This is a genomic window from Henriciella marina (assembly GCF_027213945.1).
Taxonomy (GTDB): Bacteria; Pseudomonadota; Alphaproteobacteria; order Caulobacterales; family Hyphomonadaceae; genus Henriciella; species Henriciella marina_A.
Genome location: NZ_JAPWGW010000002.1, coordinates 520,207 through 544,807, shown reverse-complemented (window position 1 = coordinate 544,807; position 24,601 = coordinate 520,207). Strand labels below are relative to the sequence as shown.

Sequence of the window (24,601 nt, the reverse complement as noted above, 5' to 3'; positions counted from 1 at the left end):
GGGTTTCACCCAGGGGTTGGATGAAAATCTGGGCGTTACTCGGTCGTATCGCCGATCAGGTGCAGTTTGATCTGACGGCCGTCGATATAGGTGACGGTCTCGCCATCGAAAAAGGCGTCTTCCTCGGTGCGGAAGGTGATTTCCTGACCGCCCCATTCAGGTACGGCTTCCTTGGCGTAGAGCTCGATTGACCAGGCGGTGTTTGCACGAAGACGGTACTCGCCCTTCTCGGTCGGGCCCTGATTATCCCAGAAGCCGATCGAGCTACCTGCGCCATGACCGTGATAGCCAATCGGGTGGCTGTAGATGCTCGGCTCTAGACCCGCATCAATGGCTTTCTTGCGTGCGATCTCGAGGATTTCGTTGCCCGTGAGACCCGTCTCGAATGATGAGGTCAGCGCATCCTGAACATCGTTGCTGGCGCGCAGACCAGCCTTGATGCCTTCTGGCGCATCCGTTTCGCCATCCTTCAGAACGTAAGCGAGATGCTGCGTATCGGTGCTGAGGCCCATATAGACGATGCCAAGATCGATCCAGAGAAGGTCACCCTTCTGGATGACGGCGTCGCCCATCAGCTCTTCGTCTTCACCTTCGCGGAAGATGTGAACCGAGTTGTGGAACCAGGAGTCGATGCCGAGATCGGCGGTCTTCTGGCGCGTAAACCAGACGACATCGTCCGTCGTGGTCACGCCTGGCTCAATGACTTTTGTAGAGAAGGCTTCGCCGATAATGCTGTGAGCGACGCGGACGATATGGCCATAATAGTCCATTTCGGCCGGGATGCGGGTTTCGAGCCAGCCAATCGAGAGGTCGAACCCTGAAACGATACGGTCGCGGTATTTCGGGTCGAGGGCTTCGGCGAGATCAGTGAACTGGCTGCTGGTCAGGCCATCTGCGAAAGCATTTACCGACGAGATGTTGAGCGCGATTTTCTGTGGATCACGCTCTGCGACGATCTCTGCAAAGCGAGCCCATTGGTCGTGGCCCTGTTCTTCCGGGTTCCAGGCCGACTCGAAGAAACCGCCCAGCCCATATCGGCTGACTGTCAGCCGCTCGACCTCCTGGCCTTCGCCCGGATCGTGGAAAACGAGGATGGTACGGCGGCGTGCGTGAAGGCTCGTTGAGTTGAGCATCGTATCGACGACTGGGTCTTCGAGATATTCGCGGGCGACGAGCACCCACATGTCGATCTCGTTCTCGCGCATCAGAGCCGGTACGACCGTGTCGAGACGCTCGCCGAGCCAGGCGTCCTCAATGGCCGCACGCTCACGCAGGATGAGAATCTCAGGCATCTCGGGCGACATGCTGACTTCGCCCTGTGCCGGTTCCTGAGCTGTGGCCGGACTACCAGCGAGGATCGCTGCAGCAGAGAGGCCGTAGATAAGTTTGCGCATGAAAGGCTCCTGAATTGTTTAGCCGAATGGAGCGTCCAGAGAATTTGGAGGCTGAGTGAAATAGACCGGACCGCTTTCAGAGATGTAGAAGCAGTCCTCGATGCGGACGCCAAATGAGCCCGGGATGTAGAGGCCCGGTTCGTTTGAAAAGCACATGCCTGGCGACAGAACAGTCTGCTCGCCATGAACGAGATTTACAGGCTCGTGGATATCGAGACCGATGCCATGCCCGGTTCTGTGCGGCAGGCCGGGAACGCCATATCCCGGGCCATAGCCCATGCCTTCGTAAAGCGCGCGGACAGCATCATCGACGGCGCCTGCTGTCGCGCCGGGCCTGGCCGCTTCCATGGCCGCTTCCTGTCCAAGGCGGACCTGGCGGTATACTTCTCTCTGACGCTTCGTAGGATCCCCAAAGACTGCAGTTCGCGAAATGTCGGCGAAGTAGCCATCCACGGTACAGCCGCAATCCATGAGAATGACGGAGCCGGGCCGGACGGTTTCGCGGATCTTGGACCCGTGGGGTAGGGCGGAGCCTTCATTGATCTGCACGCCGCCCGATGGGGACGTTCCGCCCAGCTCGGTGATCGCGGTGCTCATAAGGGCAAAGACGTCCTGCCCATCCATGCCGAGCTCGATCTTTCCATCAATGCTGCGGTAGGCAGTATCGACAATGTCGGCAGCTTCCTGAAGCAAGGCAAGCTCGGTGTCGGACTTGATCATGCGGCAGGCCGTTACAATCGGTTCGGCCGACACGAGCTCAATGTCGGGGCTTTCCTTATTCAGGCCATTAACTGCGAAGAAGCGAACCGTATCTTCGATCGCGACGGGGCGATCCCCAAGCGCTTGTTCCTTGATCCAGCCAGCCACGAGGGCATGCGGATTTTCGTGCTCATTCCAGATGCGAACTTCGCCGGGGACGACAAGCATTTCCTCAATGGAAGGCTCCTCGAATTCCGGTGTCACGATGCAGACTTTGCCCTCTGCAGGGATGAGCGCCGCGGTCAGTCGTTCGCTGCGCCACCAGTTGATGCCGGTAAAGTAAAAGAGGGAAGAGCCAGCTTCGGCAATCGTGGCGCCAATGCCTTGCTGGCGCATCAGCTCCTGGATCTTGGCAAGGCGCGCCTGACGTTCTTCCGGTGTAATGGGGGCTGCGCGCTTGATCTGCGGGCTGGCCTGGTTCTGAGCAAAGCCTGGCCGCGCGAGTAGGGACGCGGACAATGCCGTGCCGGTTGCTGCCATCATGAAGCCGCGCCTGTTCAGTGCGGATGAATTGCGGTGGCTCACTGGTCGTCCTCCCCTGCGATATCCTTGAGCAGTACGTCCCAGAAAGTGAGCTGATCATAATAGCTCTCTAGCGGGAGACGTTCATCAATGCCGTGCGCGCGGTAGTCGTCAGGACGCACCAGAGTGATCGCCCCGGCGCCATAGGTCGGGATGCCGGCCGCGCGAAACTCCTTGCCGTCAGTCCCGCCTGAGGACATCGACGGCTTGACCGGTGCGCCGGGATAGATGGTGTGAACAGCTGATCGTATCGAAGCGAACAGCTCCTCATTGATCGGTGAAACCGGGCTCTCCAGAGGCTCGCCCACAAGGTCGATGGAGATGTCAGGATTGGCTACGGCGTCTGAAAGGGCGTCCTGAACGCTCTGGACCGACGTGCCGGGAAGGATCCGGCAATTGACCGTCAGCTCCGCCTTTTGCGGCAGTGCGTTCTCTGCGGTGCCTGCAGACAACATCGTCGGGACGCAGGTCGTATAGAGAAAGTGTGTCCCCGCCTCGTGGTCCTCGATCGTCTCACGCGCGGCTTTATTGTCTGGATCCTCGATCAGCGTTTCAATTGCTGCGGCGAATTCACCGCCCTCATTCTCGGCGAGGTCCCGCGCCATTTGCCGGGTGATGTCATTAAAGCCAATGGGGAAGCTCAATGATCGTACAGCGTCGATCACGTCAGCAATATCAAATAGCGCGTTATCGGCGCGCGGCGCAGAACTATGGCCACCTTCATTGCGGGCCGTCAGGTGGAAGGTCGCATAAGTCTTTTCAGCTGACTGGATCGAATAGCTTGGGTTGAGACCTTCGCTATCGACCGAACCGACGCCGGCATCAGAGTTCAGCGCATATTCAGCGCCCTTAACCCAGGGGTGCTGAGTCAGTTTTCGCGTCGTCTGCATGCCCGTCTCCTCGTCTCCGGAGAAAGCGATAACGAGATCACGATCTGGCTGGTAGCCTTCTTCCTTCAGGCGAATGAAGGTGCTGACCAGAAGCGCGATACCGGCCTTGTTGTCGACGGCACCCCTTGCATAGAGATACCCATCCTTCTCAACCGGTTCATAGGGGTCCGTTGCCCAGTTTTCGGTAGAAGCGTCCACGACATCCATATGGGCTATAAGGGCAATCGGCGCGAGCTCGCTGCCAGTCTTGCCGGGGTAGCGCACGAGGAAGCTGGCGACCTCTTCCCCATCGATCGTCATCGTCGGGATATCGATCTGGTCATCAGTAAAACCAGCCGCCCGCAGTCTGTCGGCCAGAAGTTCGGCCTGGGCTTTCGTCTGTCCATAGCCCTTTGCTGTACGCAGTTTGAGAATGTCTTCCAGCAGAGCCCGCGCCGATTGACGGTCGTCCTGTTCAATCTCTGCTGCCGGTGATGCCTTGGCGGCGGTCGGAACACTCAAACCGATCGTCAGGGCTGAGGTGCAGGCTGCGAGAAATAGGTTCGTGCGGCGCATGCGGCGCTCCTTGTCGTCTTTATTGCATGAAAAAATGAAAGGCCCCGGGCATCTGGAGGAAAACCCGGGGCCTGACGATGCCTAGTACCGCCAGCTTGTGAGGTCGGCGCCTTCAGGCGCAGCTGCTTCAATCCGTTCAAGGATCTTGGGTACGTACATCGTGTTGTAACGCAGACGCGACACGGCGTTTGGCAGGTCTGGATCACCGTTCCAGCAATGCTCGTCGCGGTCGCCATAGGTGACTTCGCCTTGGTATGGCGGGTCGGCCTTCATGAGGAAGTCTTCCATCAGGTAGGTCGCATTGTTGAGGTAGAAGTTATCCATGTCGCCTGTGTAGATATGGATCTTGCCCTGAAGCTTCGGCCCGAGTTCGGCCCAGTCGCGCTCAAGGATGTGGCGAAGGTCATAGTTCTCGCGCCAATACTCAGCGACCGTGTGATCGATTTCGCCGGTGAGCTTGTTCCAGATGCGTTGCGGGTAGCCGTCTTCGCCGTTCGGAGAGAAAACCGCTTCCCAGACATCCCATTGCGCGCCGGAACGGGTCTTGTCGCCGAGTACGAGCTCCCAACGGTTTTCCATCTCAACCGTGTATGGCACCTGTCCGAGGTAATTGCGCTTGCCTGGTTTCTCCACGCGGGTGAATGGCCCGGTGTAATAGTAGGCGTTATCTTCCTCGTAGATGTCGGTCAGCATGAACTGACGGAAATCGATCGGGTCGGGGCAGGCCGCGAATGCGCCATTGTATTCGTCGGGGTATTTGACCTGAACGGCCAGTGCTTCCCAGCCGCCCGTGGAGCCACCATAGACAAAGCGTGACCAGCCTTCGCCGATGCCGCGGAACTGCTCTTCCAGTGCCGGAACGAATTCATAGGTGATCGCATCGCCATACGGGCCGATATTGGCCGAATTCACCGCATAGCTGTCATCATAGTATGGGTTCGAATGGTCGATCTCGACGATCAGCATGCGCGGGAAGTCATCCGACGTCCACTGCTTGTAGAAGTCATAGGCTTCCTGCTGCTCGATCCGGTTGTAACAAGGCTCGTCAAAGCGCTCGCTATATTCGCATTCGAGATCCGGGTCTGGCGGGGTGGTTCTGAAACCGCCAAACTCAGCCGGGAAGTGCCCGTGGAAGATGGCGAGCGGGTATTTTGCATCCGGATTTTCATCGAAGCCTTCAGGCACGAGCACGTGACCGTTGATATAGACGTCGGTACCCCAGAACTCTGACAGCTTCTCGCTGCGGACCTTGATGTAACGGATGTACTTTGTATCTTCCGGCTCAGCGATCTCCGGCAGGACATTGTCCAGCGTGATGCTGATCTCGTTCGCGCCCTGCGGGTCAAAGCTCACCTTTTGCGGCGCGCTGATGACATTGCCTGGTTCAAGGCGCCAGTTCTGTCCAGCCCCTCTGGCGGCTGGCAGCTTGACCGTCTTGCCATTGGAAAGATTGAAAGTGTCGTACTTGTGCAGGACGGCCTGCACATAATAGTCGCCCGCAGGAACGTCTTTCATGTCCTTTGCTGGAAAGCCGAGAATGCCGGGCGCGATCTCGACGCTTTCTCCCGGTGCGAGGCCGTCAACGTTCACGCCAAAAATCTGAGGCGCGTCGTATGACTGCTTTACTTGAAAGCGTGGTTCTTTCTCCCCGTCCGGCGTGATGATCAGGATGACGCGACCATCATGAGCTTCCGTGACGGCCTGGTCCGATAGCTGGATGCTAAACGTATCTGCGAACGCAGCACCTGTTAGCGCGCTCATTATAGCGCCAGCGCTTACGGCCCCTGCCAGTTTCCTGTTGATCATCTGCGTCTCCTCCCGGTTCGCGGTCATTGATGAAGCGACTCCCATGCCCCTTCAGCTCTGCGAACTGTACAGGTTCGAGTACGGAATATGTCAACCAGAAAATGCGATATCCGAAAATAAAATCGTATTTATTCGCTGAGCGCGCATTTTCTCTGACATGCCCATTGTGTGTGCGCGGCTGACAAAACTGTGATCATTGCGCCTCGGTGAGCCCAAATTCCTCCGTACATAAACACTTTTTCGAAATTTAGTTGTTGACTTCCGGGGCCGCACGAACCTCAAAAGGGGGCACCAACAAAGTGCGTTATTCGAAAAAAGTTCGGAATACGTACAACAACGTGAGCCAGAAGGGGGTTTTCATGTCTAAAGTGTATGTATGGAATAGTAAGCAGGGCGGCGGAATGACGCGCGCGCTGCTTCGGGGGGCTGCGAAGGCGCCGCTGGTGGCCTTGATCGCTGCCGCGCCGCTCGCGGCCGTCGCGCAGGACGCCGATGACGTTGAGCGCGTTGAGGCCGTGGAAGAGGATAGCCGGGTTGAAGAAACCATCGTTGTCACGGGCTCGCGGATCAGCAATCCGAACCTGACATCACCTAGCCCGGTCACCACGGTCGGTGCAGACCAGATCCAGGCGCGAGGTACCGTTCGCGTCGAAGACATGCTGAACACGCTGCCACAGATCAACCCTTCAGAAGGTGCCGGTCGCGCCAATGAAGCGGCTGGTACGGCAAATGTTGACCTGCGCGGCCTCGGCGCTGAGCGGACGCTCGTCCTCGTCGACGGCCGCCGCCTGCCTTATGGCTCGCCAGTGTCTGCGCCAGCAGACCTTAACCAGATCCCGTCCATGCTTGTAGAGCGTGTCGAAGTCCTGACCGGCGGTGCATCAGCAGTTTACGGCGCTGACGCTGTCGCCGGTGTCGTCAACTTCATCATGAAGGACGACTATGAAGGCCTTATGGCCGACGTTCAGGTCGGTACCTATCAGACGGCCAATAGCAGCGGCCGTCTGGAAAGCACGCTGCGCCAGTTCAACCAGCCCGTTCCTGATTCCACGTCGGACGGCGAATCGATCGATGTGAACCTCATCTTCGGTCTTAACGGCGACAATGGCCGCGGGAACATCACCAGCTACTTCAACTACAAGAAGCAGAATGAAGTGCTGCAGGGGGATCGCATCAGTAGTGCCTGTGCGCTCGGTTTCAGCAATGGAAACTTTACGTGTAGTGGTTCAGGCACGACCTTCCCGGGTCAGTTCACCAGCTTTGGCGGCGGCGCTGATCCGTTTTCCTTCACGCTTGATGAGAATGGCGGCATCCGCGACTACAATCCGGCGACCGATACTTACAACTTCGCGCCTCTCAATCACTTCATTCGCCCGAACGAGCGCTATTCCTTCGGCGCGCTGGCACGCTACGACATCAGCGACAAGATTGAGGCGTACGGGTCTTTCGCGTTCACCAATGACGTGACGACTGCGCAGATTGCACCAGCTGGCAACTTCTTCCAGACCAAAACGATCAATTGTGACAACCCGCTTCTCTCGGCTGAGCAGGTTCAGGTCATCTGTCTGAACAATGGTTACAGCCCGACTGCGGCGAACCTCGAAGACCGGAATGCGCCGCTGCAGGTCGGACGTCGCAACGTGGAAGGCGGCGGACGTCAGAACGAGACCGAGCACACGTCTTTCCGCGTCCTCGGCGGTTTCCGCGGCGACCTCGACAATGTCTGGTCCTACGACGTCTACGCGCAATACTCGCAGGTCCAGTATAGCGACAAGGCGGCCAACTTCTTCAACCTCGATCGCGTCGCCGACGCGCTTGAGGTCCGGATCGACCCGGCAACTGGCGCACCTGCCTGTCAGGTCGCGATCGACGGTACCGACACCAACTGTGTGCCTTACGATATCTTCTCGCTTGGCGGCGTGACTCAAGAGGCGCTTGATTACATTCAGGCACCGGGCTTCCGTGAAGGTGAAGTCACCCAGGAAGTCTTCAGCGCAGTCATCACTGGCGACCTTACGGATTATGGTGTCGTCATGCCATGGGCCGAGACCGGTGTGCAGACGGTGTTCGGTGCAGAGTATCGCGACGAGTATCTGACGCAGAGCAATGACGCGCTCACCCGCGACGGCAAGCTCGGCACGGCCCGCGCAGACGTTGAAGGTGGTGTCAGCGTCTATGAATTCTTCACCGAAGTTCAGGTGCCGATTGTCGAAAACCGTCCGGGTATCGATGAGCTGTCTGTCACGGGCGCTTACCGCTTCTCTGACTATTACGAGACGACAGGCGAACAGAGCACCTACGCAGCAGGCCTGACCTATGCGCCAGTCTCTGATTACCGCTTCCGGGCTCAGTTCCAGCGCGCTACCCGCTCGCCAAACCCACTGGAGCTCTTCGCACCTCAGTCACCGTTCGAGTTCACTCTGCCGACAGGCACGAACGGTCTCTATGATCCATGTGCGGGCGCAAATCCTGCCGCAACGTTCGACCAGTGTGCCCGTACCGGCGTCACCGCCGCTCAATATGGCAACATTGCTGACAACCCAGCCGGTCAGTTCCGTAACATCAGCGGTGGTAACCCGGACCTCGAGGTGGAGAAGTCCGACACGTTCACGATCGGTGTTGTTGCTACGCCAGCTTTCGTGCCGGGTCTGACGGTTTCGATCGACTATTTCGACATCACAGTCGAAGACTTCATCGGCAGCGTGCCGGAAGAGCAGTCGATCAATCAGTGTCTCACCACGGGTGACGCCTTCTTCTGCGGACTCATAAATCGCGGCAGCAATGGTGAACTGTGGGCAAGCCAGGATGCATTCGTCATCGCAACGAATGTGAACACTGGTTCGCTTGAAACCTCCGGTATCGACGTTGCCGCTAGCTATGGGTTTGACGTCGGCGAGTATGGCTCCATTGATGTCAACTACCTGGCAACCTTCCTCGACAAGCTCGACAAGGAGCCGCTGCCAGGTCTTGGCGTCATTGAGTGTGCGGGTTACTTCGCCTCGACCAACGCTTCTTGCGGCACGTCGAAGCCAGAATACCGGCACAATATTCCGGTGACCTGGAACATGCCTTGGGGCGATGCTTCGCTCACGGCCACGTGGCGTCATATCGGTGCGGTTGATCTGGTTGGAGCAACGCAGACTAACGTCAACACGACGCTGGACGAGCGTAACTACCTCGATCTCTTCCTGCGGGCGTCCGTTCGTGAGAATGTTGGCTTCCGTGTCGGCGTGAACAATGTGTTCGACAAGAACCCGCCGGTCAGCACCAATGTCGGTTCTGCAGGCGGCTCGTTCGGCAACGGCAACACGTTCCCACAAGCCTATGACGCGCTTGGCCGGTTCCTGTTTGCCGGTGTGAACGTCGAGTTCTAGGACGAGTTCGATTAACCAATCTGGTAGGGGGCGCAGCTCTGCGCCCCCGATCCTTTGCCGACCAGCGGCGCCAACTGGAAGCGCTGGCATGAAATATCCTGAAATTATGATAGAAAAAATATCAGGATAAGCTGCTGTTGTCTTTCGCCCGATCAATCGAGGGAATTGAACGAAGCGCGAAACCAGCTAGCTATATTTGCGAGAGAGGGACTCGTGACCGATAATATAAACGATCAAATTGATGATAATGATCGCGACTATGTTGCGACATTGGCGCGAGGCCTCGACGTCATCTGCGCATTTACACGCTATACGCCGAGAATGACTTTGAGCGAAGTCGCGAAAGCGACTGGCATGACCAGTGCTTCTGCACGCCGCATTCTTCTGACGCTTGTGCGCGAGGGGTACGCAGAGAAGACAGACCGGGTGTTTTCGCTTCGCCCGAAAGTCCTGCAGCTTGGTTACTCAGCCCTGTCGTCTGTAGGCATGCTTGAGGTCGTTCAGCCAATCATGAACGAACTCAGCCAATCGACGCAGGAGTCCATCTTCACCGCAGTTCTGACGGGCGACGATGTCACCTATCTTGCGCGGTCCACACCTGACCAGGTCATGGCCGTCAGCTATAATGTCGGCAAACGGCTGCCTGCCTATGCCGTGTCCACGGGACGCGTTCTGCTCGCCTATGAGACCGAAGAGGTGCAGGAACAGTATCTGGCGCGGGTAAACCTGAAGCAGTTCCAGTCAAACACTGTCGTTTCGAAGGTGCGCCTGCGCGAAATACTCATGGAAACCAGGCAGCTTGGATACTCGCTCGTCGATGAAGAACTTGAGCCCGGCGTGCGCTCGATTTCGGTGCCGATACGCGATGTGAACAACCGGGTCATCGCAGCCCTGAATGCATGTTGTCCTTCAGTGCGCTTCTCGGTCGAGGAGATGCGCGGACAACTAGCACCGAAGCTTCAGGATGCCGTCGCGAAGATCAACCGATCCTTTGTGACCGGCCCAAGTTTCTGACCATTCTTCAGAGTGACGGAAGTTCGGCTTCCGCTTTTTGTCAAGCAAGAAGTTCCGCGTAGACTTTCTCATAGTCCGCAACCATCCGGTCGCTTATGAAGTGTGCTTCGAACCGTTTTCGGATGGTTGCCCGATCAAGTTTCTGAGCCGCTTTGAGCGCTGCAGCAAATTCCGGCCCGTTTTCGGCGATAAATCCGGTCACACCGTCTTCAACAATTTCCGGAGGTGCGCCGTAGGGCGTCGCCACCACGGGCGTGCCACACGCCATGGCTTCGATCATGACCGGTCCAAAGGGCTCTGGCCAGTTTATCGGCATCGCAAACACGGAGGCTAAGCCCAGGAAGTCCTGCTTCTCCTTCGGATTGACCTTGCCGACATATTCAGCGTCGGCGCCAAGCAGGGGGCGGACTTCCTTGTCGAAATAGGCCGGATTGCCGATATCAATGTTGGCGGCGAGCTTGATCTTCATTCCGGCCTGCCTTGCCTGCCCTGCACGACCAGACCACGCCGCGCTCATTCCATTGCGTTCCGCTCGGGTCACCACGGCTACGTCAGAATGCCGGCATCATTGCCAATTGTCTGACGACCAGAAATCCGGGGTTATTCTTCGTGGACGTGTCTGCAGAGTGGGCTCTACTTTCGAGGTTCTGTTCGGTACCCGCTGTCAAAATCCGTATGAACGGCGATCGCAATCATGTCGGGCAGTTCGACGAACTCAATCCGGTCGTCAACGTCCCCGAATATGTCTCTTCTCGCCGACATGATGACAATCGGCCGATCGCCAACATGGCTAATGATACTTTCGCACCGCTTGGCGTGGCCGCGACCTTGATGATGGACGAAAAAGCATAAAGGTCGCTGCGTCATTCGAGGCTCCTGGCAAGATTTCATGCAAGGAACCCGGTCACATGCAGAGTGTTACGCGCGAGCCGTTTTTCATTGAGATGACTTGCTTCTGAGCTTGTCTGATAGTGTTTGCGCGGGTGATTCATTAGCGCAGCTAGGAAAATACCCTAATAGATACTGGCGTGTATTTTTCGAATAATCACAACCTGAAAGAGCGCAAAACTGAATCAGAATCTCATGTATGAGCGTTTTGCCGCATCTGGCTCAATTCTTGCTGACCGGTCCAATCGGATATACTAGATTCTGTAATGCTGATTACAGTTATAGGGCGTCGCCGTCGGTTCAGAGGTAGGGGTTCGCAGGTTTGCCAGAGCGTGCAGGTTCAATTGCGATCATAGATGATCACGACCTGTTTTTGCAGGGGCTCGCGCTCATCGTGAAGCGCGACTTTCCGGCTTTCGAAGTCGTGACCGTAACCGAGGCCTCCGACATACTGGACAAGCTGGCGAACGGCACGCGATTTGATCTAATCATTTGCGACCTTATCATGAGCGAGATGAATGGCCTCGCTTTCGTCGATACCATTCGGAAGCAGGGCTATCGTGTTCCAGTTCTCATGCTGTCCGGCATTAATTCCGTGCCGCCGATCGCCGAAATGCAGGCTGTTGGCGCGAACGGGTACATTCACAAATCTCAAGGCAGCCGCGCGCTTAGCAATGCAGTCGATGCGGTTCGCGATAACCCGTTCGGTTTTCAGGATTTCAGCGGGGAGGCCCCCGGCATGGGGGCTCTGGGTGCTGATGCAGACCGAATTCCTGATCTGCCAAAGCTTGGTGACCGCCAGATCGAAGTACTGAAACTGCTATGTGTTGGCGGTCAGAATAGTGAAATTGCGCGGGCCCTGTCGATCAGCGAGAACACAGTCAAGACGCATCTGAAGTACATCTTCGTAGAGCTCGGCGTGAGCCGGCGGACCGAATGTGTGCAACGCGCGCAGCAGCTCGGGCTTATCTAGCTACGAAGCGCGCGGCATTCAGGCGAATTGCTTATCTGTGTTGGCGAGCAGTTTATGCAGCGTGTTCCGCAAATCATCGGGCGCGACAGGTTTGAGCATGACCTGAATGCCAAGACCCGTTACCTCTTCCTCGATGTTTGCAATGTCGCCCGTCATCAGGATGGCCGGCGTTTGCCGTCCTGCCAGGTCGCGTAACTGTCGAATGACCTCAACGCCATCGTCCAGTCCGGGGCCGAGGCGCCTGTCTATTAGAAGTATATCGGGCGCTTGCGCACTCGCGCTCAACAGACGGGTTGCCTGCATACCATCGGCGGCGGTGTAGGTTCGGCAACCCCAACTAGTCAGCAGTGCATTCATCCCATCGCGCACGGGCTTCATGTCATCGACAATTATGCAGAAAGGGGCCGCGTCGAAAGATTCGGTGTCCTGAGGCCCGTCGACGGTAATGGCAGCCGTCTCATGTCCTGCAGGCAAAGCGAGCGACCAGCGCGTCCCCTGTCCCGAGGCCGAGTCCAGCGTCAGTTCTATAGCGAGTAAATCGGTCAACCGCCGAACAATGGAAAGCCCGAGGCCGAGGCCGGGATGCGCCGTTTGTCCTGAAGGGTTAAGCCGAACATATTCCTCGAAAACGCTGTCCTGCTGATCTTCGGGAATACCCGGTCCGGTGTCTGCGATCTCGATCATTGGCGTGCCGTCGGCAGTTTCCAGCCTCAGGGTAACCTGCCCTGGTGCCGGAGTGTAGCGAAGCGCATTCGAGAGAAGATTACTGATAATTCGGCAGAGCAACACAGGGTCCGTTCTGGCGAAAACGGACTCAGTCTTCGTCTCGAATGATAGCCCTTCTATTTCAGCCTGCGTTGAAATCTGTTGAAGCAGCGGGGCCATCACAGCTACAAGGTCCACGGTCTGAACGTCGGGAACGACCGCGCCGCTATCAATCCTGGTGATGTCCACGATGCCTCGCAGCAGGTCGCTCAATCCCTGTCGGGTTGAATCAATCTGGTCGAGCAGCTCTTTCTGCCGCTCGCTCGTCAGTTCGTTACGAAGCGTTTCGATGAAGAAGCCTTGCGCATGCAGCGGTTGCGAAAGGTCGTGGCTTGTCGCGGCCAGGAAGCGCGTACGTTCCTGGCTGGCCTTCTCGATCTGTTTGTTACGCTCGACGAGCTGGTCGGTCAGCGCCTGATTCCTGCGAGCAATAATGCCATCGCGCGTGTCGCGGTCTGTCTGGCCGCTGACCATGATGCCGAACAGATAGTAGAGAATGATGCCGAGCGCGGCCATTTGTGTGCCGCCATCAAGGGCGTAGATCCAGTAAGCGGCAAATGGCAGGATTGTACAGGTCGATAAGGCAATGAAACCGGGCCGATATTCTGAGCCGGGCAACATGCCGCCAACTGTGATGGCGAAGACCATATTACTGGCGACAAACAGGGACAGAAGGTCATTCCCGTCGACCTGCAGGCAGGCAAAGAACGCCCATATCAATCCGGTCAGGCAGCATACAACGATGTGACCGCGCAGATATCGCTTGTAATTCGTTGGCGTCAGCGCGCCACGTGGATTAAGTCTGGCATGCGCATAGGTAGCGCCCACCATTGCCGATGAAATGCAGAACCAGAGCGCCGCAAATTCGGGCTTGCCGAAAGCGACGATCATGATCGTCAGATAGATGATCACCGCCTCGACGAACAAACAGGAACGCACGACATTGTTGCGCAGCAGACGTGCCTGTTCGAATTCTATGCGTAGCGCATCAGTCTGCTCCGGCGTCTGCATGTGCCCCCACACATCTTTTGGCGACTTCTGTTCTTCAGTCGCGACAAGCTTTCAAGAGTCTTGCGCCGTTATGAGGTTTGGCACAAGCACGACGCCGGACGAAACTTAAACCCGCTCCAGGCCTGCGAGGGTTAGAGAAGGGCAGGGGATGGCGTCTGGGGTTGTTGTTTTTACATCCTTGCTGAAGGCGTTTTGGACGCAATCAAGATCGAGGTCTTCCATCGCGTCGTATGTGTTCAAATAAACGTTGCCGGTTAGCTCATCGAGGAAGTGTGAGCGTTTAAGCCTGTCCATGACGGGCCCTTTCACCTCTGACAGGTGAAGGCTGATCCCGGCATCCCGAAGCCGGAGGTTGATGGCTTCAAGGCTTTCCAGTCCACTCGCGTCGATCCTGTTTACGGCGGAACACATCAAAACAAGATGTTTGAGGTCTGGCCGGTTGCTGACGACACAATAGACGGTGTCTTCGAGAAAGCGTGCATTCGCAAAGTAGAGACTTTCGTCGATCCGGATGGTGAGGACCGTGTCGGAGATGACCACGCGGTGGCGGTTCACATTGCGAAAGTGGTGGGTGCCCGGCACCTGTCCGACGAGGGCAAAGTGCGGGCGGCTGGTATTGTAGAGATGGAGGAAGAGCGAAAGGCCGACCCCCGTCGTTACGCCCAGTTCGACGCCGGCGAACAGCGTGACGAGTATTGTGGCCGCCATCGCGCTGAAATCTGACTTGGAATAAGACCAGACCTGACGGAGCGCCTTGAAATCAACTAGCGACAGAACCGCAACGATAATGGTCGCCGCCAGCACCGCCTGTGGCAGGAAGAAGAGGTAAGGCGTCAGAAACAGCGTCGCGAGCCCAATCCCGACGGCCGTGAAGGCGCCTGCAGCCGGGGTCTCAGCGCCAGCATCAAAATTTACTGCGGACCGGGCGAGGCCGCCGGTCACGGGGTAGCCGCTAGAGATACCTGCTGCGAGGCTTGAAACGCCAAGTCCGACCAGCTCCTGATCCGGGTCGACCCGCTGGCGCCGCTTGGCAGCTAGCGTCTGTGCCACGGAGACCGATTCAACGAAGCCGATGAGGCTGATCAAGGCGGCCGAGCCAAGGAGTTGCATCCAGATCTCACGATCGAACGTCGGCAGGCCGATGTCTGGCAAGTTGCGCGGCACCTCTCCCAATATGCGAACGCCGGCATCGTCGAGCGCCAGAAACGCTACAGCGAGGATGCTCGCGACAACCGCAAAGACTGGGCCGGTGCGTGTCAGGATCGCTGCGGCCTTTTCCGGAAGACCAAGTTTCACGAGGGTAGGCTTCAGGTATTTGCGGGAGCCAAACAGGAAGATGAGCGACGCAGCGCCGACAATGAAGGTCGGCCAGTTGGTTTCGCCAATGCTGGCGATGAGCGATGCGACGATCTCCAGTAAGTTACCGCCGCCTGCATCTACACCCAGAATGTGTTTGAGCTGCGAGGCTGCGATGATGATGCCTGATGCGGTAATAAAGCCGGACACGACGGGGTGGCTGAGAAAGTTGGCGAGAAACCCTGCGCGCAGAAGGCCAAGCACCAAGAGAATTGCCCCCGACAGGAAAGCAAGGATCAGCGCGGCCTGAATATAGGCTTCGCTCCCCTGCGGCGCGATCTTGCTGGCGGCCGCTGCCGTCATAAGGGAGAGGATTGCAACTGGTCCAACGGCCAGTGTGCGGCTGGTGCCGAAAATGGCGTAGGCGATCAGCGGCAGAATGGACGCGTAAAGCCCGATCTGGGGCGGCAGGCCCGCCAGCATTGCATAGGCGAGCGATTGCGGGATCAGCATGATCGTCACGATCATCGCCGCGATTATGTCATTGACCAGCGTATCGCGGCGATATTCGCGGCCCCATTCAAGGATGGGGAAGTATCTGGCGGGCCGGAATGCCATGGCTGTCTCAGGCTGCCTTGTCGAGATTTAAGTCTGGCTTGGCGAAAAGCTCATTACCAGACAGCATCATCTCGAAATAGATGCCAGGCAACATACGCTCTTTCAGGAACCAGGCCAGGCGGGTTGGTTTGGTGCCATCCAGCATCCAGGTCGGCATGGTCGGCTGAAGTTTTCCACCGTATCCGAACTCGGCCAGAACGATCTTGCCACGCTCCACGGTCAGAGGGCAGGATCCGTAGCCGTCATAATGGGCGTTAGGCTCAAGCCCCTGCATCACGCGCAGAAGGTTATGTGCGACAATCGGGGCTTGCTTGCGAACCGCTGCAGCTGTCTTCGCATTCGGCGTCGATCCGGCGTCACCAAGTGCGAACACGTTTTCGTACCTGGTATGGCGCAGAGTTTCCGGGTCGATGTCGATCCAGCCTGCATCATTGGCAAGCGGGCTTGCGGCCACGAAATTGAGCGCCGTTTGAGGCGGCGTAACGTGCATCATGTCGAAGTCACGTTCGGTGCGAGATACTTTGCCGTCTTTGCCAGTTACTTCAAATACTGCCCGCTTCGCCGGACCGTCCACAGCGACAAGTTTTTCACTGAGGCAGAGGTCGATGCCGTATTTCTCGACATAGCTCATCAAGGCGGGAACGTATTCCTGCACGCCAAACAGGACGCCGCCGGCATTGTGAAACTCCACCTCAATATCCTTGAGGACGCCGCGCCGCCTCCAGGCGTCGCAGGCCAGATACATAGCCTTCTGAGGGGCACCGGCGCATTTGATCGGCATGGGCGGTTGCGTGAAGAGCGCGCGGCCCGATTTCAGTTCGCTCACGAGTTTCCAGGTGTAGGGCGCAAGATCGAAGCGATAATTGGATGTGACGCCGTTACTGCCGAGCGTTTCGAAAAGCCCTTCAACGCCATCCCAGTCCAGTTTCAGGCCTGGAGCTGCAACGAGATACTTGTAGCCGATCTGGCTGCCGTCGCTGAGCGTGATCGTGTTCTGCTCAGGCTGAAAGCTTTGGCAGCCTGCCTTGATCCAGGTAGCGGCCTTGGGCATCAGGCCAGCCATCTTGCGAACAGTCTGTTCTGGTTTGAACACACCGCCGCCTACCATCGTCCAGCCAGGTTGGTAGTAGTGATCCTCGTTTGGCTCGACGATAGCGATATCTAGCTCGCTGTTACGCTTGAGCAGGCTCGAGGCAGTCCCGATACCTGCTGCCCCGCCGCCAATGATGACGATGTCATGTGTTCTGATGGCCATTCTATCCTCCGATTACCGCCTTTTTTTTGCTGTTCACCCGCTCACAAGGCGTTGATCGGGATCTTCATGTAGCGTTTGCCGTTTTCTTCGGCGGGTGGCATCTGGCCAGCGCGCATATTGATCTGGACGGAGGGCAGGATCAGCTTCGGCATCTCGAGGGTCGCATCGCGTTCCGTCCGCATTTTGACGAACTCTTCCTTTGAGATGCCCGCGTGAACATGCTTGTTGTGCGCCTTTTCCTCAGCGATGGTCGTCTCCCACACATACTCGTCGCGCCCGGGCGCCTTGTAGTCATGGCAGAGAAAGACGCGCGTCTCGTCCGGCAGGGCGAATAGCTTCTGGATGGAATCGTAGAGCGTACCGGCATCACCGCCCGGGAAGTCGCAACGCGCGGTGCCAAAATCAGGCATAAAGATAGTATCGCCGACAAAAAGTGCGTCACCGATCAGGTGGCTCATACAGGCCGGCGTGTGTCCGGGCGTGTGGATCGCGCGGGCGTCGATGTTTCCGACTTTGTAGGTTTCGCCATCCTTGAACAGATGGTCGAACTGGCTGCCATCGGTGTGGAATTCCTGGCCTTCATTGAAGATTTCGCCGAAGACCTTTTGGACGGTGGCGATGTGCTCACCAATGCCGGTGCGCCCACCAAGCTGGCTCTTGATATAGGGGGCCGCCGTAAGGTGGTCGGCATGGACGTGGGTGTCGATAATCCAGTCAACCTTCAGTCCAGCTTCCTTCACGAAGGCGATCATGAGGTCCGCTGACTTCGTCATCGTGCGGCCCGATGCCTGATCGAAATCCAGCAACGAGTCGACGATTGCTGCCTGGTTGGTGGTGCTATCCCAGACGACATAGCTGATCGTATTGGTGGCTTCGTCAAAGAAGGCTTTCACTTCTGGCTTTTGCATAGCTTTGTCTCCAATTAATCAATCGAGAATGCGGGCAAATTGCCCGGCACCCGCCGTCAGGTTCTTCTGTAGAAAAGCATTGCGGGCGACGCGTGATAGCGGACGTGAGCCGGGCACCACCTTGTCGAGCATGACGACACAGAGCGCATCAATCATTGCGCCCACGCGTGAATTGTCAGCGAGGCTGTAAAAGATGGACTTCGCTTCACGGCGGGTTTCGACGAGGCCTTCTTCGCGAAGCTTTGCCAGTTCGCGCGACAGTCTCGGCTGGCGTATCTCCAGCGCGCTTTCGATTTCGCTGACGGACATTTCGCGGTCACGCAACTGGCAGCAGATCATCAGCCGCGCCGGGTGCGATAGCGCTTTCAGCAGACCTGCGGCCTCGTCGGCCAGCGGCTCCATCGTCTCTAGGGTTTGGGTCATTGCTGGCCGCCTTTCGACGTCAGATACCAAGCATGACCCTCCATTGCGGCGCGCTCGTCGACCTGGCGCATATCTGTCGGTGCCGGAAGCACGGCATCGTCGCCTGGGCGCCAGCCTTCCGGTGTCGAAACGCCAGCGGTCTCAGATGTTTGCAGGGCTGCCAGGACCCGGAAAATTTCATCGACCGACCGGCCCACAGCAAGCGGATAATGAATAAGCGCCCGGATGATGCCTTCGGGGTCAATGAAAAAGACCGACCGCACCGATGCCGTTGAGTCGGAGGCGGCGTGGATCATGCCATAGGCGCGAGCAATCGCCATGGAGATGTCTTCGACGATCGGGAAAGATATCCGGACGCCAAATCTTGCCTCGATGTCTTTCACCCAGGCGAGATGCGAATAAAGGCTGTCGACCGATAGCCCTAGCAGGTCGCAATCAAGACTATTGAAAGCCTCAATCTGTTTTTCGAAGGCGACGAACTCTGATGTGCAGACCGGCGTAAAGTCTGCCGGGTGGGAAAAGAAGACCAGCCACCGGCCTCGATAGTCAGACAGGCGGACAAGGCCTTCAGTCGTGCGGGCATCAAAATCGGGTGCGGCAGAGCCGATCTGTGCGACCTGATTGGTTGAGGCAATGTCGAGCATGATCTGACCTTCCATATTCACTTGCTCTTTTATATTATACGTTTTACAAAAACGTCAATTAAAGAAGCTCAGGAATGTGTCGAATGGAAAGTTTTACACCTGTAAGTGCGAGCATCGGCGGGGCTCTTATCGGCGTCTCCGCTGTTTTGCTCATGGCGTTTCATGGTCGGATTGCCGGGATCAGCGGTCTGTTCTCCGGAACCGTATTTGCGGCGAAGGGTGACCGGAGCTGGCGAGTCGTCTTTGTGCTAGGGCTAGTGGCAGCGCCGCTCGTCTATTGGCTGGCGGCTGCTGAGAAACCTGCGTTTGACATGCAGGCAGGCTGGCCGCTCATCATCGCTGGCGGCTTGCTGGTCGGCTTCGGCACGCGGCTCGGTTCGGGCTGTACGAGCGGGCATGGCGTCTGTGGCCTGTCGCGCCTGTCGCCGCGATCCATGGCGTCGGTCCTGCTGTTCATGGCAGCTGGCATGGCGACTGTCGCACTCATCAAACCCCTGATTGGAGCCTGATGCTCATGGCGCGTAATCTCATGGCCCTACTGGCGGGCCTCACTTTCGGCCTCGGCCTCGTCATCTCGCAAATGGTCAACCCGGCGAAAGTGATCGCCTTCCTTGACCTCTTCGGGAATTGGGACCCTTCGCTTGCCTTCGTGATGGGCGCTGCGCTCATCGTGACGGCGATCGGGTATCGCCTCGTCTGGCTGCGACCACGGCCAGTGCTGGCCGAAAGTTTTCAGGTGCCGGGAAACCGCAAGGTTGACGCGAAGCTGGCGACAGGCGCTGTCCTGTTCGGCATTGGCTGGGGCCTTGTCGGGCTCTGCCCGGGTCCAGCGATTGCGGCGATCACGATTGGCGGCGTTCCGGCGCTCGGCTTCCTAGCGGCGATGGCGGCAGGCATGCTGGCCTTCGAGCTGTTCGACCGGCGCGCTGCCAAACCTGCCTAGTGGCCTTTAAAAACGGGCGGGCGTTTCTCGAGAAAGCTCGCCACGCCTTCCTTGTGGTCCTCGGTCTGCATCAGCGCGCGGATTGTCTCAATCGCCCAGCTGCCAAGCTCGCGCGGGTCTCCATACGTTCCCTTGCGGATACCCTCCTTCATATAGCGAAGGGCCAGGGGCGGGTTCTCTGCGATACGACCAGCGAGTGCTCTTGCTTCGTCCATCAGTTGGGCATGAGGAACAGTCCGGGACACCAGGCCAATGCGTTGGGCTTCGCCGGCATCAATAACATCGCCAGTAAACAGTAGTTCGGCCGCCTTGGCGGGACCGACAATCGAAGGCAGGCGGTAAAACCCACCGACATCGCAGACGAGTCCGCGCTTGATGAACATTTCAGAGAACTTCGCCTTGTCGGAAGCGATACGGATGTCAGCATACAGCGCAAGCTCCATGCCCCAGCCAATCGCCGCACCATTGATCGCCGCGATGAGTGGCTTGTCGCATTCGAGAGCAGCCATAGCGGCAGGGGTCGGTTGGTGACGAACCGTTGGCGACTTCGGCGCAGTCTCTTTTGGCTTCGGCGCCGCCATGATCTCGCGGACATCGTCGCCAGAGCAAAAAGCCGGATCGGAACCTGTAACGATGACACACCGAACATCGCCATCAACCACCGCGCGGCGCAGGGCGCGCTCGAGCCTGTCATATGCGTCAAAATTCAGCGCATTGCGCCGATCCGGTCGGTTCAGAGTGATGGTGGCAATATGGCGCTCGACCTCATAGAGGACGCTAGCGCCTGTCTCTGTTTCTGACATGTTGGTATCTCCCTAAAATGTAGCAGACGCCAGCTCTCGCGGCGGCGTTCAGGCTGCAGTGCTAGAGAGCTGACGCATGGGAGGGTCAAGCGCTTCTCGCGAGGAGGCGTGCTCTGCCGGGACGCGTAGCCCAATTGCCCGGCTTCGGTTGAATTGGCGCGGGTTGGCGCAAACTGTGCTATGTTTCTTTTAAGGTGCTTCAAGCGCCAGATTAGCGAGTTGAGCAAAGCATTTCAGGTGTATGGCCAAAGCATTCGTCGAAATCGGGGACATTCAGCCGCTTGTCGACGCGGCGGTGGAGCATGGTGTCGACCTTGCGCCCTTCCTTGGGGTGTCGGCAGATGTCCTCGGGCAGAGCGTTACCTCCATCGCCATCGCTGACTATTTCCGTATGCAGAGATCATTGGCTCTGGCGTCCGATGACCTCACAGCCGTCATCTCCAGCCGGAAGCTGACTTTCAAGACTGGGCAATTTCTAATTGCCCAGATGCAAAACGCCACTTCGCTTATGGCGACGATCGAGATCCTCGCCGAACACATGAATATGATGCATGGCGACACTTACAATTCGGTCCGATACGGCGAGAATCGGCTGGCGCTGGTCGTCGACGACAGTCACTTTCCGTATAGATCGCGGGAAAATACCGACTTCGTCGAGCTGGTTGGCGACTGCCTCACTATCAAGATACACTGCCTGCTCGATAGCCTGACAGAGGGCGCGGCTAGCGGGGCCTTGCGGCGCATCAAGCTTAAGCGGAAACGAGGGGAGACGCGCCGGCCACAGAATGCATTCTGGTCCGTGCCGCTGGAGTATGGCGCGCCAGCTTATGAACTCATCTACGATTTCGATCTTGCCTGTGCACCGCTACAGATACGGCAAACCGTAGACATGAGCACCGACGGGGTCTTCTCCCGGGTTATCGGCCATCTTGACGCGCACGATGTTTCGAACGGGGAGATCAGCATCGGCGCACGCACGCGCGACCTGCTCGAAGATGGTCTTTCGCGCCAGTCCGACGTGGCTCGCAAACTCGATGTTAGCGTAGCAACCCTGCGCCGCCGACTGGCGGAGGAAGGGCTGCAGTTTCGTGACCTTCTTCTGGAGACGCGCCTACAGCGTGCAGAAGGCATGCTGAAGCGCGGGGCCTCGGTAGCCCAGGCGACTGAGGCGCTGGACTATTCCGATGTCCGCGCCTTCAACCGCGCTTTCAAGCGCTGGAAGGGCAAGACGCCTGCAGCTTTTGCGCAGGAATTTCAGTCCTGAAGGTCCGGTCTGAGCGAAAGTGTTCACAGACCTTGACGTTAAGTGTCATGGCGGCCTTTCCGTAAAGTGAGACACCTGCCTGCAATGCGCGAAGATGCATGAAGGGAGGATATCATGAAACTTTGTACCCCGCATACCGCTCGCCTGGCGCTTGCCTCGGTTATTGCACTGACGGCTGGGATGGCCGCAAATGCCCAGACCGACACGGTAGCTTCTGATATGTCTGAAGAGGCACAAGACCAGCGCCGCTTCAACACGGTGACTGTCACCGCGCAACGCCGCGAGCAGAGCCTTGTCGACGTGCCGCTGTCCGTTTCGGCTTTCGATGGCGACCTTCTGGCCGATCTCGGTGTTGCCGATCTGACGGAAGTCGCAAAGATTTCGCCGAACGTAACGCTGGAAGTTTCCCGCGGCACGAATACGACTCTTTCTGCCTTTATCCGCGGCGTTGGCCAGCAGGATCCGGTCGCAGGCTTTGAGGCTGGCGTCGGCCTCTATGTTGATGATGTTTATCTCAACCGTCCGCAGGGTGCCGTGCTTGATGTCTATGACGTCGAGCGCGTCGAGGTCCTTCGCGGCCCTCAGGGCACACTTTATGGACGCAACACGATTGGCGGCGCGATTAAATACGTCACGCGCGGTCTGAGCGATGAGCCGACCTTTGAAGCCAATGTGAAAGTCGGCAGCTACAGCCAGATAGACGGCACGCTGACAACGTCGCTTCCGGTGACCGACAGTTTCCGTGTCGGTGCCGCGATTGCCAGTTTCAACCGTGACGGCTTCGGTGAGAACCGCATCACCGGAGAAGAAAACTATAACAAGGAACTCTTCGGCGCCCGCGTTTCGGCTGAACTTGACCTTGCAGAGAACTTCCAGCTTCGCGCTGCGGCTGACTATTCACTCGACAAGTCGAACGCCCGCCAGGGGCATCGCCTTATCCCGGACCAGTTCCCGCCTTTCACCTATCCCGTGCTCGGTGATGTGTTTGACACGCGCGCTGGCCTGAATGCAGTTGACCAGCGTGTGGAAGCCTACGGCGGTTCACTCGTCGCTGAGTGGGATCTCAACGACAACTGGACGATCAAGAATATCCTCGCTTATCGCGAGGACGAAAGCACCTCGCCGATCGATTTCGACTCTCTGCCAGAGGCGGATGTCGACGTGCCAGCGATCTATGAGAACGACCAGTTCTCCGAAGAGCTTCAGTTCCTCTATTCGGGTGATCGCCTGAACGGCCTGATCGGTGTCTACTACCTCGATGCAAACGCCTCGACCGTCTTTGACGTGCTGCTGGCAACGACAGGTGACCTGCTCAGCTTGCCGGGTCTGAATGCGCAGACCTTTGGTGATGTGGGTACGGAAACCTGGTCGATCTTCGGTGACTTCACCTATGATCTGACAGATCGTTGGTCGCTTTCGCTCGGCGGTCGTTACACCGAGGATACACGGACCTCTCTCGTACAGCGTCGTACCTATATCGGTGGCTTCTCCGAATTCTTCGGCGGCGCCGGCATTCCGATTGCAACCACGTCGGACTTTGAGGGTGAAGCAACCTTCGACGATTTCAGTCCGCGCGTCTCTCTCAGCTATGCAGTGACGCCGGAGTCCAACCTCTACGCGACCTACTCGCAAGGGTTCAAAGGCGGCTCCTTCGACCCACGCGGTCAGACAACGGCAGCACCTGACCTCAACCAGGACGGCGTCGTTTCGCAGGACGAAATCTATACCTTCATGCAGTTCGACCCGGAAGAGGTCGACTCCTACGAAGTCGGTTACAAGGCAAGCCAGCTTGACGGCCGCGTCAATTACAGCCTCGCCGCTTTCTATTCCGATTATAAGGACGTGCAGGTGCCGGGCTCGATCGGGGTCGATACCGACGGCGATGGGGTCAACGACTCCTTCTCTGGCGTGACGACAAACGCCGGCGCTGCCACAATCTGGGGTGTTGAGTTTGAGGGCACCGCCACGCTGGCTGAAGACATGGCCCGCTCAGGCGATCTTCTGAACCTTGGCTGGTCTGTCGGCTATCTCGACGCACAGTATGACGAGTTCATTGACGCTTTCGGCAATGATGTCTCCGACCAGCGCGTCATTCAGAACACGCCTGACTGGACCGCAAATGGACGGATTTCCTACGACACGCCGTTTGCAGGGGGCAATCTGCTTCTTAACACTCAACTCTCCTATCGTGGTGAGTCGAGCCAGTTCGAAGTACCAAACCCGTTCCTCGACCAGGAGGCCTTTACGCTCTGGGACGCCAGCATTCGCTGGGAAACCGAGGATGGACGCTGGGGCTTCAGCCTGACTGGCAAGAACCTCACCGATGAAGAGTACATTGTTGCAGGCTACAACTTCGTGACGGTGAACCCGAACGGCACGTTCACGCCAACGCTTGGTCTCGAAGGCACGCTGACGGCCTTCTATGGCGACCCGCGTACGGTGACGGCCGGTATCGACTACCGGTTCTAGCCAGATCTCTCCTCCCAAGGGGTGCGG

At 57.7% G+C, this 24,601-nt stretch carries 20 protein-coding genes; 8 read left to right on the top strand and 12 right to left on the bottom strand.

Annotated features, from left to right (window positions below):
• Positions 1 to 35 precede the first annotated feature (35 nt).
• From O4G74_RS08955 to O4G74_RS08940, 4 genes are all read right to left on the bottom strand, one after another.
• Positions 36 to 1,394, bottom strand: coding sequence for a M24 family metallopeptidase (locus tag O4G74_RS08955; RefSeq protein ID WP_269402297.1), 1,359 nt, complete (start codon positions 1,392 to 1,394; stop codon positions 36 to 38).
• Positions 1,395 to 1,412: 18 nt separating this feature from the next.
• Positions 1,413 to 2,678, bottom strand: coding sequence for a M24 family metallopeptidase (locus tag O4G74_RS08950; protein ID WP_269402296.1), 1,266 nt, complete (start codon positions 2,676 to 2,678; stop codon positions 1,413 to 1,415).
• Complete coding sequence (locus tag O4G74_RS08945; RefSeq protein WP_269402295.1) at positions 2,675 to 4,120, bottom strand: M20/M25/M40 family metallo-hydrolase; 1,446 nt, start codon at positions 4,118 to 4,120, stop codon at positions 2,675 to 2,677. Before O4G74_RS08945 ends, O4G74_RS08950 begins: the two co-directional genes overlap by 4 nt.
• Before the next feature lie 81 nt (positions 4,121 to 4,201).
• Positions 4,202 to 5,926, bottom strand: coding sequence for an alpha/beta hydrolase-fold protein (locus O4G74_RS08940; RefSeq protein WP_269402294.1), 1,725 nt, complete (start codon positions 5,924 to 5,926; stop codon positions 4,202 to 4,204).
• Positions 5,927 to 6,285: 359 nt separating this feature from the next.
• Between O4G74_RS08940 and O4G74_RS08935 the strand changes: the two genes are divergently transcribed.
• Together O4G74_RS08935 and O4G74_RS08930 are read left to right on the top strand one after the other, a co-directional pair.
• The gene (locus O4G74_RS08935; protein ID WP_269402293.1) at positions 6,286 to 9,300 is read left to right on the top strand and encodes a TonB-dependent receptor domain-containing protein; all 3,015 of its coding nucleotides are present in this window, start codon (positions 6,286 to 6,288) and stop codon (positions 9,298 to 9,300) included.
• A 213-nt stretch (positions 9,301 to 9,513) separates the two neighbouring features.
• Positions 9,514 to 10,314 carry an IclR family transcriptional regulator domain-containing protein gene (locus O4G74_RS08930; RefSeq protein WP_269402292.1) on the top strand — a complete coding sequence of 267 codons (801 nt, stop codon included), beginning with the start codon at positions 9,514 to 9,516 and terminating at the stop codon, positions 10,312 to 10,314.
• Positions 10,315 to 10,354: 40 nt separating this feature from the next.
• Here O4G74_RS08930 and O4G74_RS08925 read toward each other — a convergent pair whose 3' ends face one another.
• Complete coding sequence (locus O4G74_RS08925) at positions 10,355 to 10,783, bottom strand: glycosyltransferase (protein ID WP_269402291.1); 429 nt, start codon at positions 10,781 to 10,783, stop codon at positions 10,355 to 10,357.
• 206 nt (positions 10,784 to 10,989) lie between these two features.
• On the opposite strand from O4G74_RS08925, the gene O4G74_RS08920 reads away from it, so the two are divergent.
• Both O4G74_RS08920 and O4G74_RS08915 read left to right on the top strand, forming a co-directional pair.
• A complete protein-coding gene (locus O4G74_RS08920; protein WP_269402290.1) occupies positions 10,990 to 11,166 on the top strand; it encodes a hypothetical protein in 177 nt (58 codons plus the stop codon).
• Positions 11,167 to 11,524: 358 nt separating this feature from the next.
• Positions 11,525 to 12,175 (top strand): response regulator transcription factor, encoded by a 651-nt coding sequence (locus tag O4G74_RS08915; protein WP_269402289.1) that lies wholly within the window; start codon positions 11,525 to 11,527, stop codon positions 12,173 to 12,175.
• A gap of 18 nt (positions 12,176 to 12,193) precedes the next feature.
• Here the strand turns inward: O4G74_RS08915 and O4G74_RS08910 are convergent, their stop codons facing one another.
• The 6 genes from O4G74_RS08910 to O4G74_RS08885 all read right to left on the bottom strand — a co-directional run bounded on the left by O4G74_RS08910 (position 12,194) and on the right by O4G74_RS08885 (position 19,110).
• Entirely contained in the window at positions 12,194 to 13,951 is a 1,758-nt protein-coding gene (locus O4G74_RS08910; protein WP_269402288.1) for a hybrid sensor histidine kinase/response regulator, read from the bottom strand.
• 105 nt (positions 13,952 to 14,056) lie between these two features.
• The gene (locus tag O4G74_RS08905; protein WP_269402287.1) at positions 14,057 to 15,865 is read right to left on the bottom strand and encodes a SulP family inorganic anion transporter; all 1,809 of its coding nucleotides are present in this window, start codon (positions 15,863 to 15,865) and stop codon (positions 14,057 to 14,059) included.
• A 7-nt stretch (positions 15,866 to 15,872) separates the two neighbouring features.
• A complete protein-coding gene (locus O4G74_RS08900; protein WP_269402286.1) occupies positions 15,873 to 17,120 on the bottom strand; it encodes an NAD(P)/FAD-dependent oxidoreductase in 1,248 nt (415 codons plus the stop codon).
• Positions 17,121 to 17,161: 41 nt separating this feature from the next.
• A complete protein-coding gene (locus O4G74_RS08895; protein WP_269402285.1) occupies positions 17,162 to 18,028 on the bottom strand; it encodes an MBL fold metallo-hydrolase in 867 nt (288 codons plus the stop codon).
• Positions 18,029 to 18,046: 18 nt separating this feature from the next.
• Complete coding sequence (locus O4G74_RS08890; protein ID WP_269402284.1) at positions 18,047 to 18,451, bottom strand: ArsR/SmtB family transcription factor; 405 nt, start codon at positions 18,449 to 18,451, stop codon at positions 18,047 to 18,049.
• Positions 18,448 to 19,110: a peroxiredoxin gene (locus tag O4G74_RS08885; protein ID WP_269402283.1), complete on the bottom strand. Its 663-nt coding sequence runs from the start codon at positions 19,108 to 19,110 to the stop codon at positions 18,448 to 18,450. The genes O4G74_RS08890 and O4G74_RS08885 overlap by 4 nt, the downstream gene beginning before the upstream one ends.
• Positions 19,111 to 19,178: 68 nt before the next feature.
• On the opposite strand from O4G74_RS08885, the gene O4G74_RS08880 reads away from it, so the two are divergent.
• Together O4G74_RS08880 and O4G74_RS08875 are read left to right on the top strand one after the other, a co-directional pair.
• The gene (locus O4G74_RS08880) at positions 19,179 to 19,604 is read left to right on the top strand and encodes a YeeE/YedE family protein (RefSeq protein WP_269402282.1); all 426 of its coding nucleotides are present in this window, start codon (positions 19,179 to 19,181) and stop codon (positions 19,602 to 19,604) included.
• A 5-nt stretch (positions 19,605 to 19,609) separates the two neighbouring features.
• A complete protein-coding gene (locus O4G74_RS08875) occupies positions 19,610 to 20,038 on the top strand; it encodes a DUF6691 family protein (RefSeq protein ID WP_269402281.1) in 429 nt (142 codons plus the stop codon).
• On the opposite strand, the gene O4G74_RS08870 is transcribed toward O4G74_RS08875, so the two are convergent.
• On the bottom strand, positions 20,035 to 20,841 hold the full coding sequence (locus tag O4G74_RS08870; protein ID WP_269402280.1) for an enoyl-CoA hydratase/isomerase family protein: 807 nt from the start codon (positions 20,839 to 20,841) through the stop codon (positions 20,035 to 20,037). The genes O4G74_RS08875 and O4G74_RS08870 overlap by 4 nt on opposite strands.
• A gap of 241 nt (positions 20,842 to 21,082) precedes the next feature.
• Here O4G74_RS08870 and O4G74_RS08865 point away from each other — a divergent pair, with 241 nt between their 5' ends.
• Together O4G74_RS08865 and O4G74_RS08860 are read left to right on the top strand one after the other, a co-directional pair.
• Positions 21,083 to 22,105 (top strand): helix-turn-helix domain-containing protein, encoded by a 1,023-nt coding sequence (locus tag O4G74_RS08865; RefSeq protein WP_269402279.1) that lies wholly within the window; start codon positions 21,083 to 21,085, stop codon positions 22,103 to 22,105.
• A gap of 114 nt (positions 22,106 to 22,219) precedes the next feature.
• Entirely contained in the window at positions 22,220 to 24,574 is a 2,355-nt protein-coding gene (locus tag O4G74_RS08860) for a TonB-dependent receptor (RefSeq protein ID WP_269402278.1), read from the top strand.
• Positions 24,575 to 24,601 lie beyond the last annotated feature (27 nt).

Bases quoted from the DNA above. Each gene is read 5' to 3' on its own strand.
- O4G74_RS08955 (WP_269402297.1), bottom strand. From the start codon at position 1,394: ATGCGCAAACTTATCTACGGCCTCTCTGCTGCAGCGATCCTCGCTGGT.
- O4G74_RS08945 (WP_269402295.1), bottom strand. From the start codon at position 4,120: ATGCGCCGCACGAACCTATTTCTCGCAGCCTGCACCTCAGCCCTGACG.
- O4G74_RS08940 (WP_269402294.1), bottom strand. From the start codon at position 5,926: ATGATCAACAGGAAACTGGCAGGGGCCGTAAGCGCTGGCGCTATAATG.
- O4G74_RS08935 (WP_269402293.1), top strand. From the start codon at position 6,286: ATGTCTAAAGTGTATGTATGGAATAGTAAGCAGGGCGGCGGAATGACG.
- O4G74_RS08925 (WP_269402291.1), bottom strand. From the start codon at position 10,783: ATGAAGATCAAGCTCGCCGCCAACATTGATATCGGCAATCCGGCCTAT.
- O4G74_RS08920 (WP_269402290.1), top strand. From the start codon at position 10,990: ATGAACGGCGATCGCAATCATGTCGGGCAGTTCGACGAACTCAATCCG.
- O4G74_RS08910 (WP_269402288.1), bottom strand. From the start codon at position 13,951: ATGCAGACGCCGGAGCAGACTGATGCGCTACGCATAGAATTCGAACAG.
- O4G74_RS08905 (WP_269402287.1), bottom strand. From the start codon at position 15,865: ATGGCATTCCGGCCCGCCAGATACTTCCCCATCCTTGAATGGGGCCGC.
- O4G74_RS08900 (WP_269402286.1), bottom strand. From the start codon at position 17,120: ATGGCCATCAGAACACATGACATCGTCATCATTGGCGGCGGGGCAGCA.
- O4G74_RS08895 (WP_269402285.1), bottom strand. From the start codon at position 18,028: ATGCAAAAGCCAGAAGTGAAAGCCTTCTTTGACGAAGCCACCAATACG.
- O4G74_RS08890 (WP_269402284.1), bottom strand. From the start codon at position 18,451: ATGACCCAAACCCTAGAGACGATGGAGCCGCTGGCCGACGAGGCCGCA.
- O4G74_RS08885 (WP_269402283.1), bottom strand. From the start codon at position 19,110: ATGGAAGGTCAGATCATGCTCGACATTGCCTCAACCAATCAGGTCGCA.
- O4G74_RS08880 (WP_269402282.1), top strand. From the start codon at position 19,179: ATGGAAAGTTTTACACCTGTAAGTGCGAGCATCGGCGGGGCTCTTATC.
- O4G74_RS08875 (WP_269402281.1), top strand. From the start codon at position 19,610: ATGGCGCGTAATCTCATGGCCCTACTGGCGGGCCTCACTTTCGGCCTC.
- O4G74_RS08870 (WP_269402280.1), bottom strand. From the start codon at position 20,841: ATGTCAGAAACAGAGACAGGCGCTAGCGTCCTCTATGAGGTCGAGCGC.
- O4G74_RS08865 (WP_269402279.1), top strand. From the start codon at position 21,083: ATGGCCAAAGCATTCGTCGAAATCGGGGACATTCAGCCGCTTGTCGAC.
- O4G74_RS08860 (WP_269402278.1), top strand. From the start codon at position 22,220: ATGAAACTTTGTACCCCGCATACCGCTCGCCTGGCGCTTGCCTCGGTT.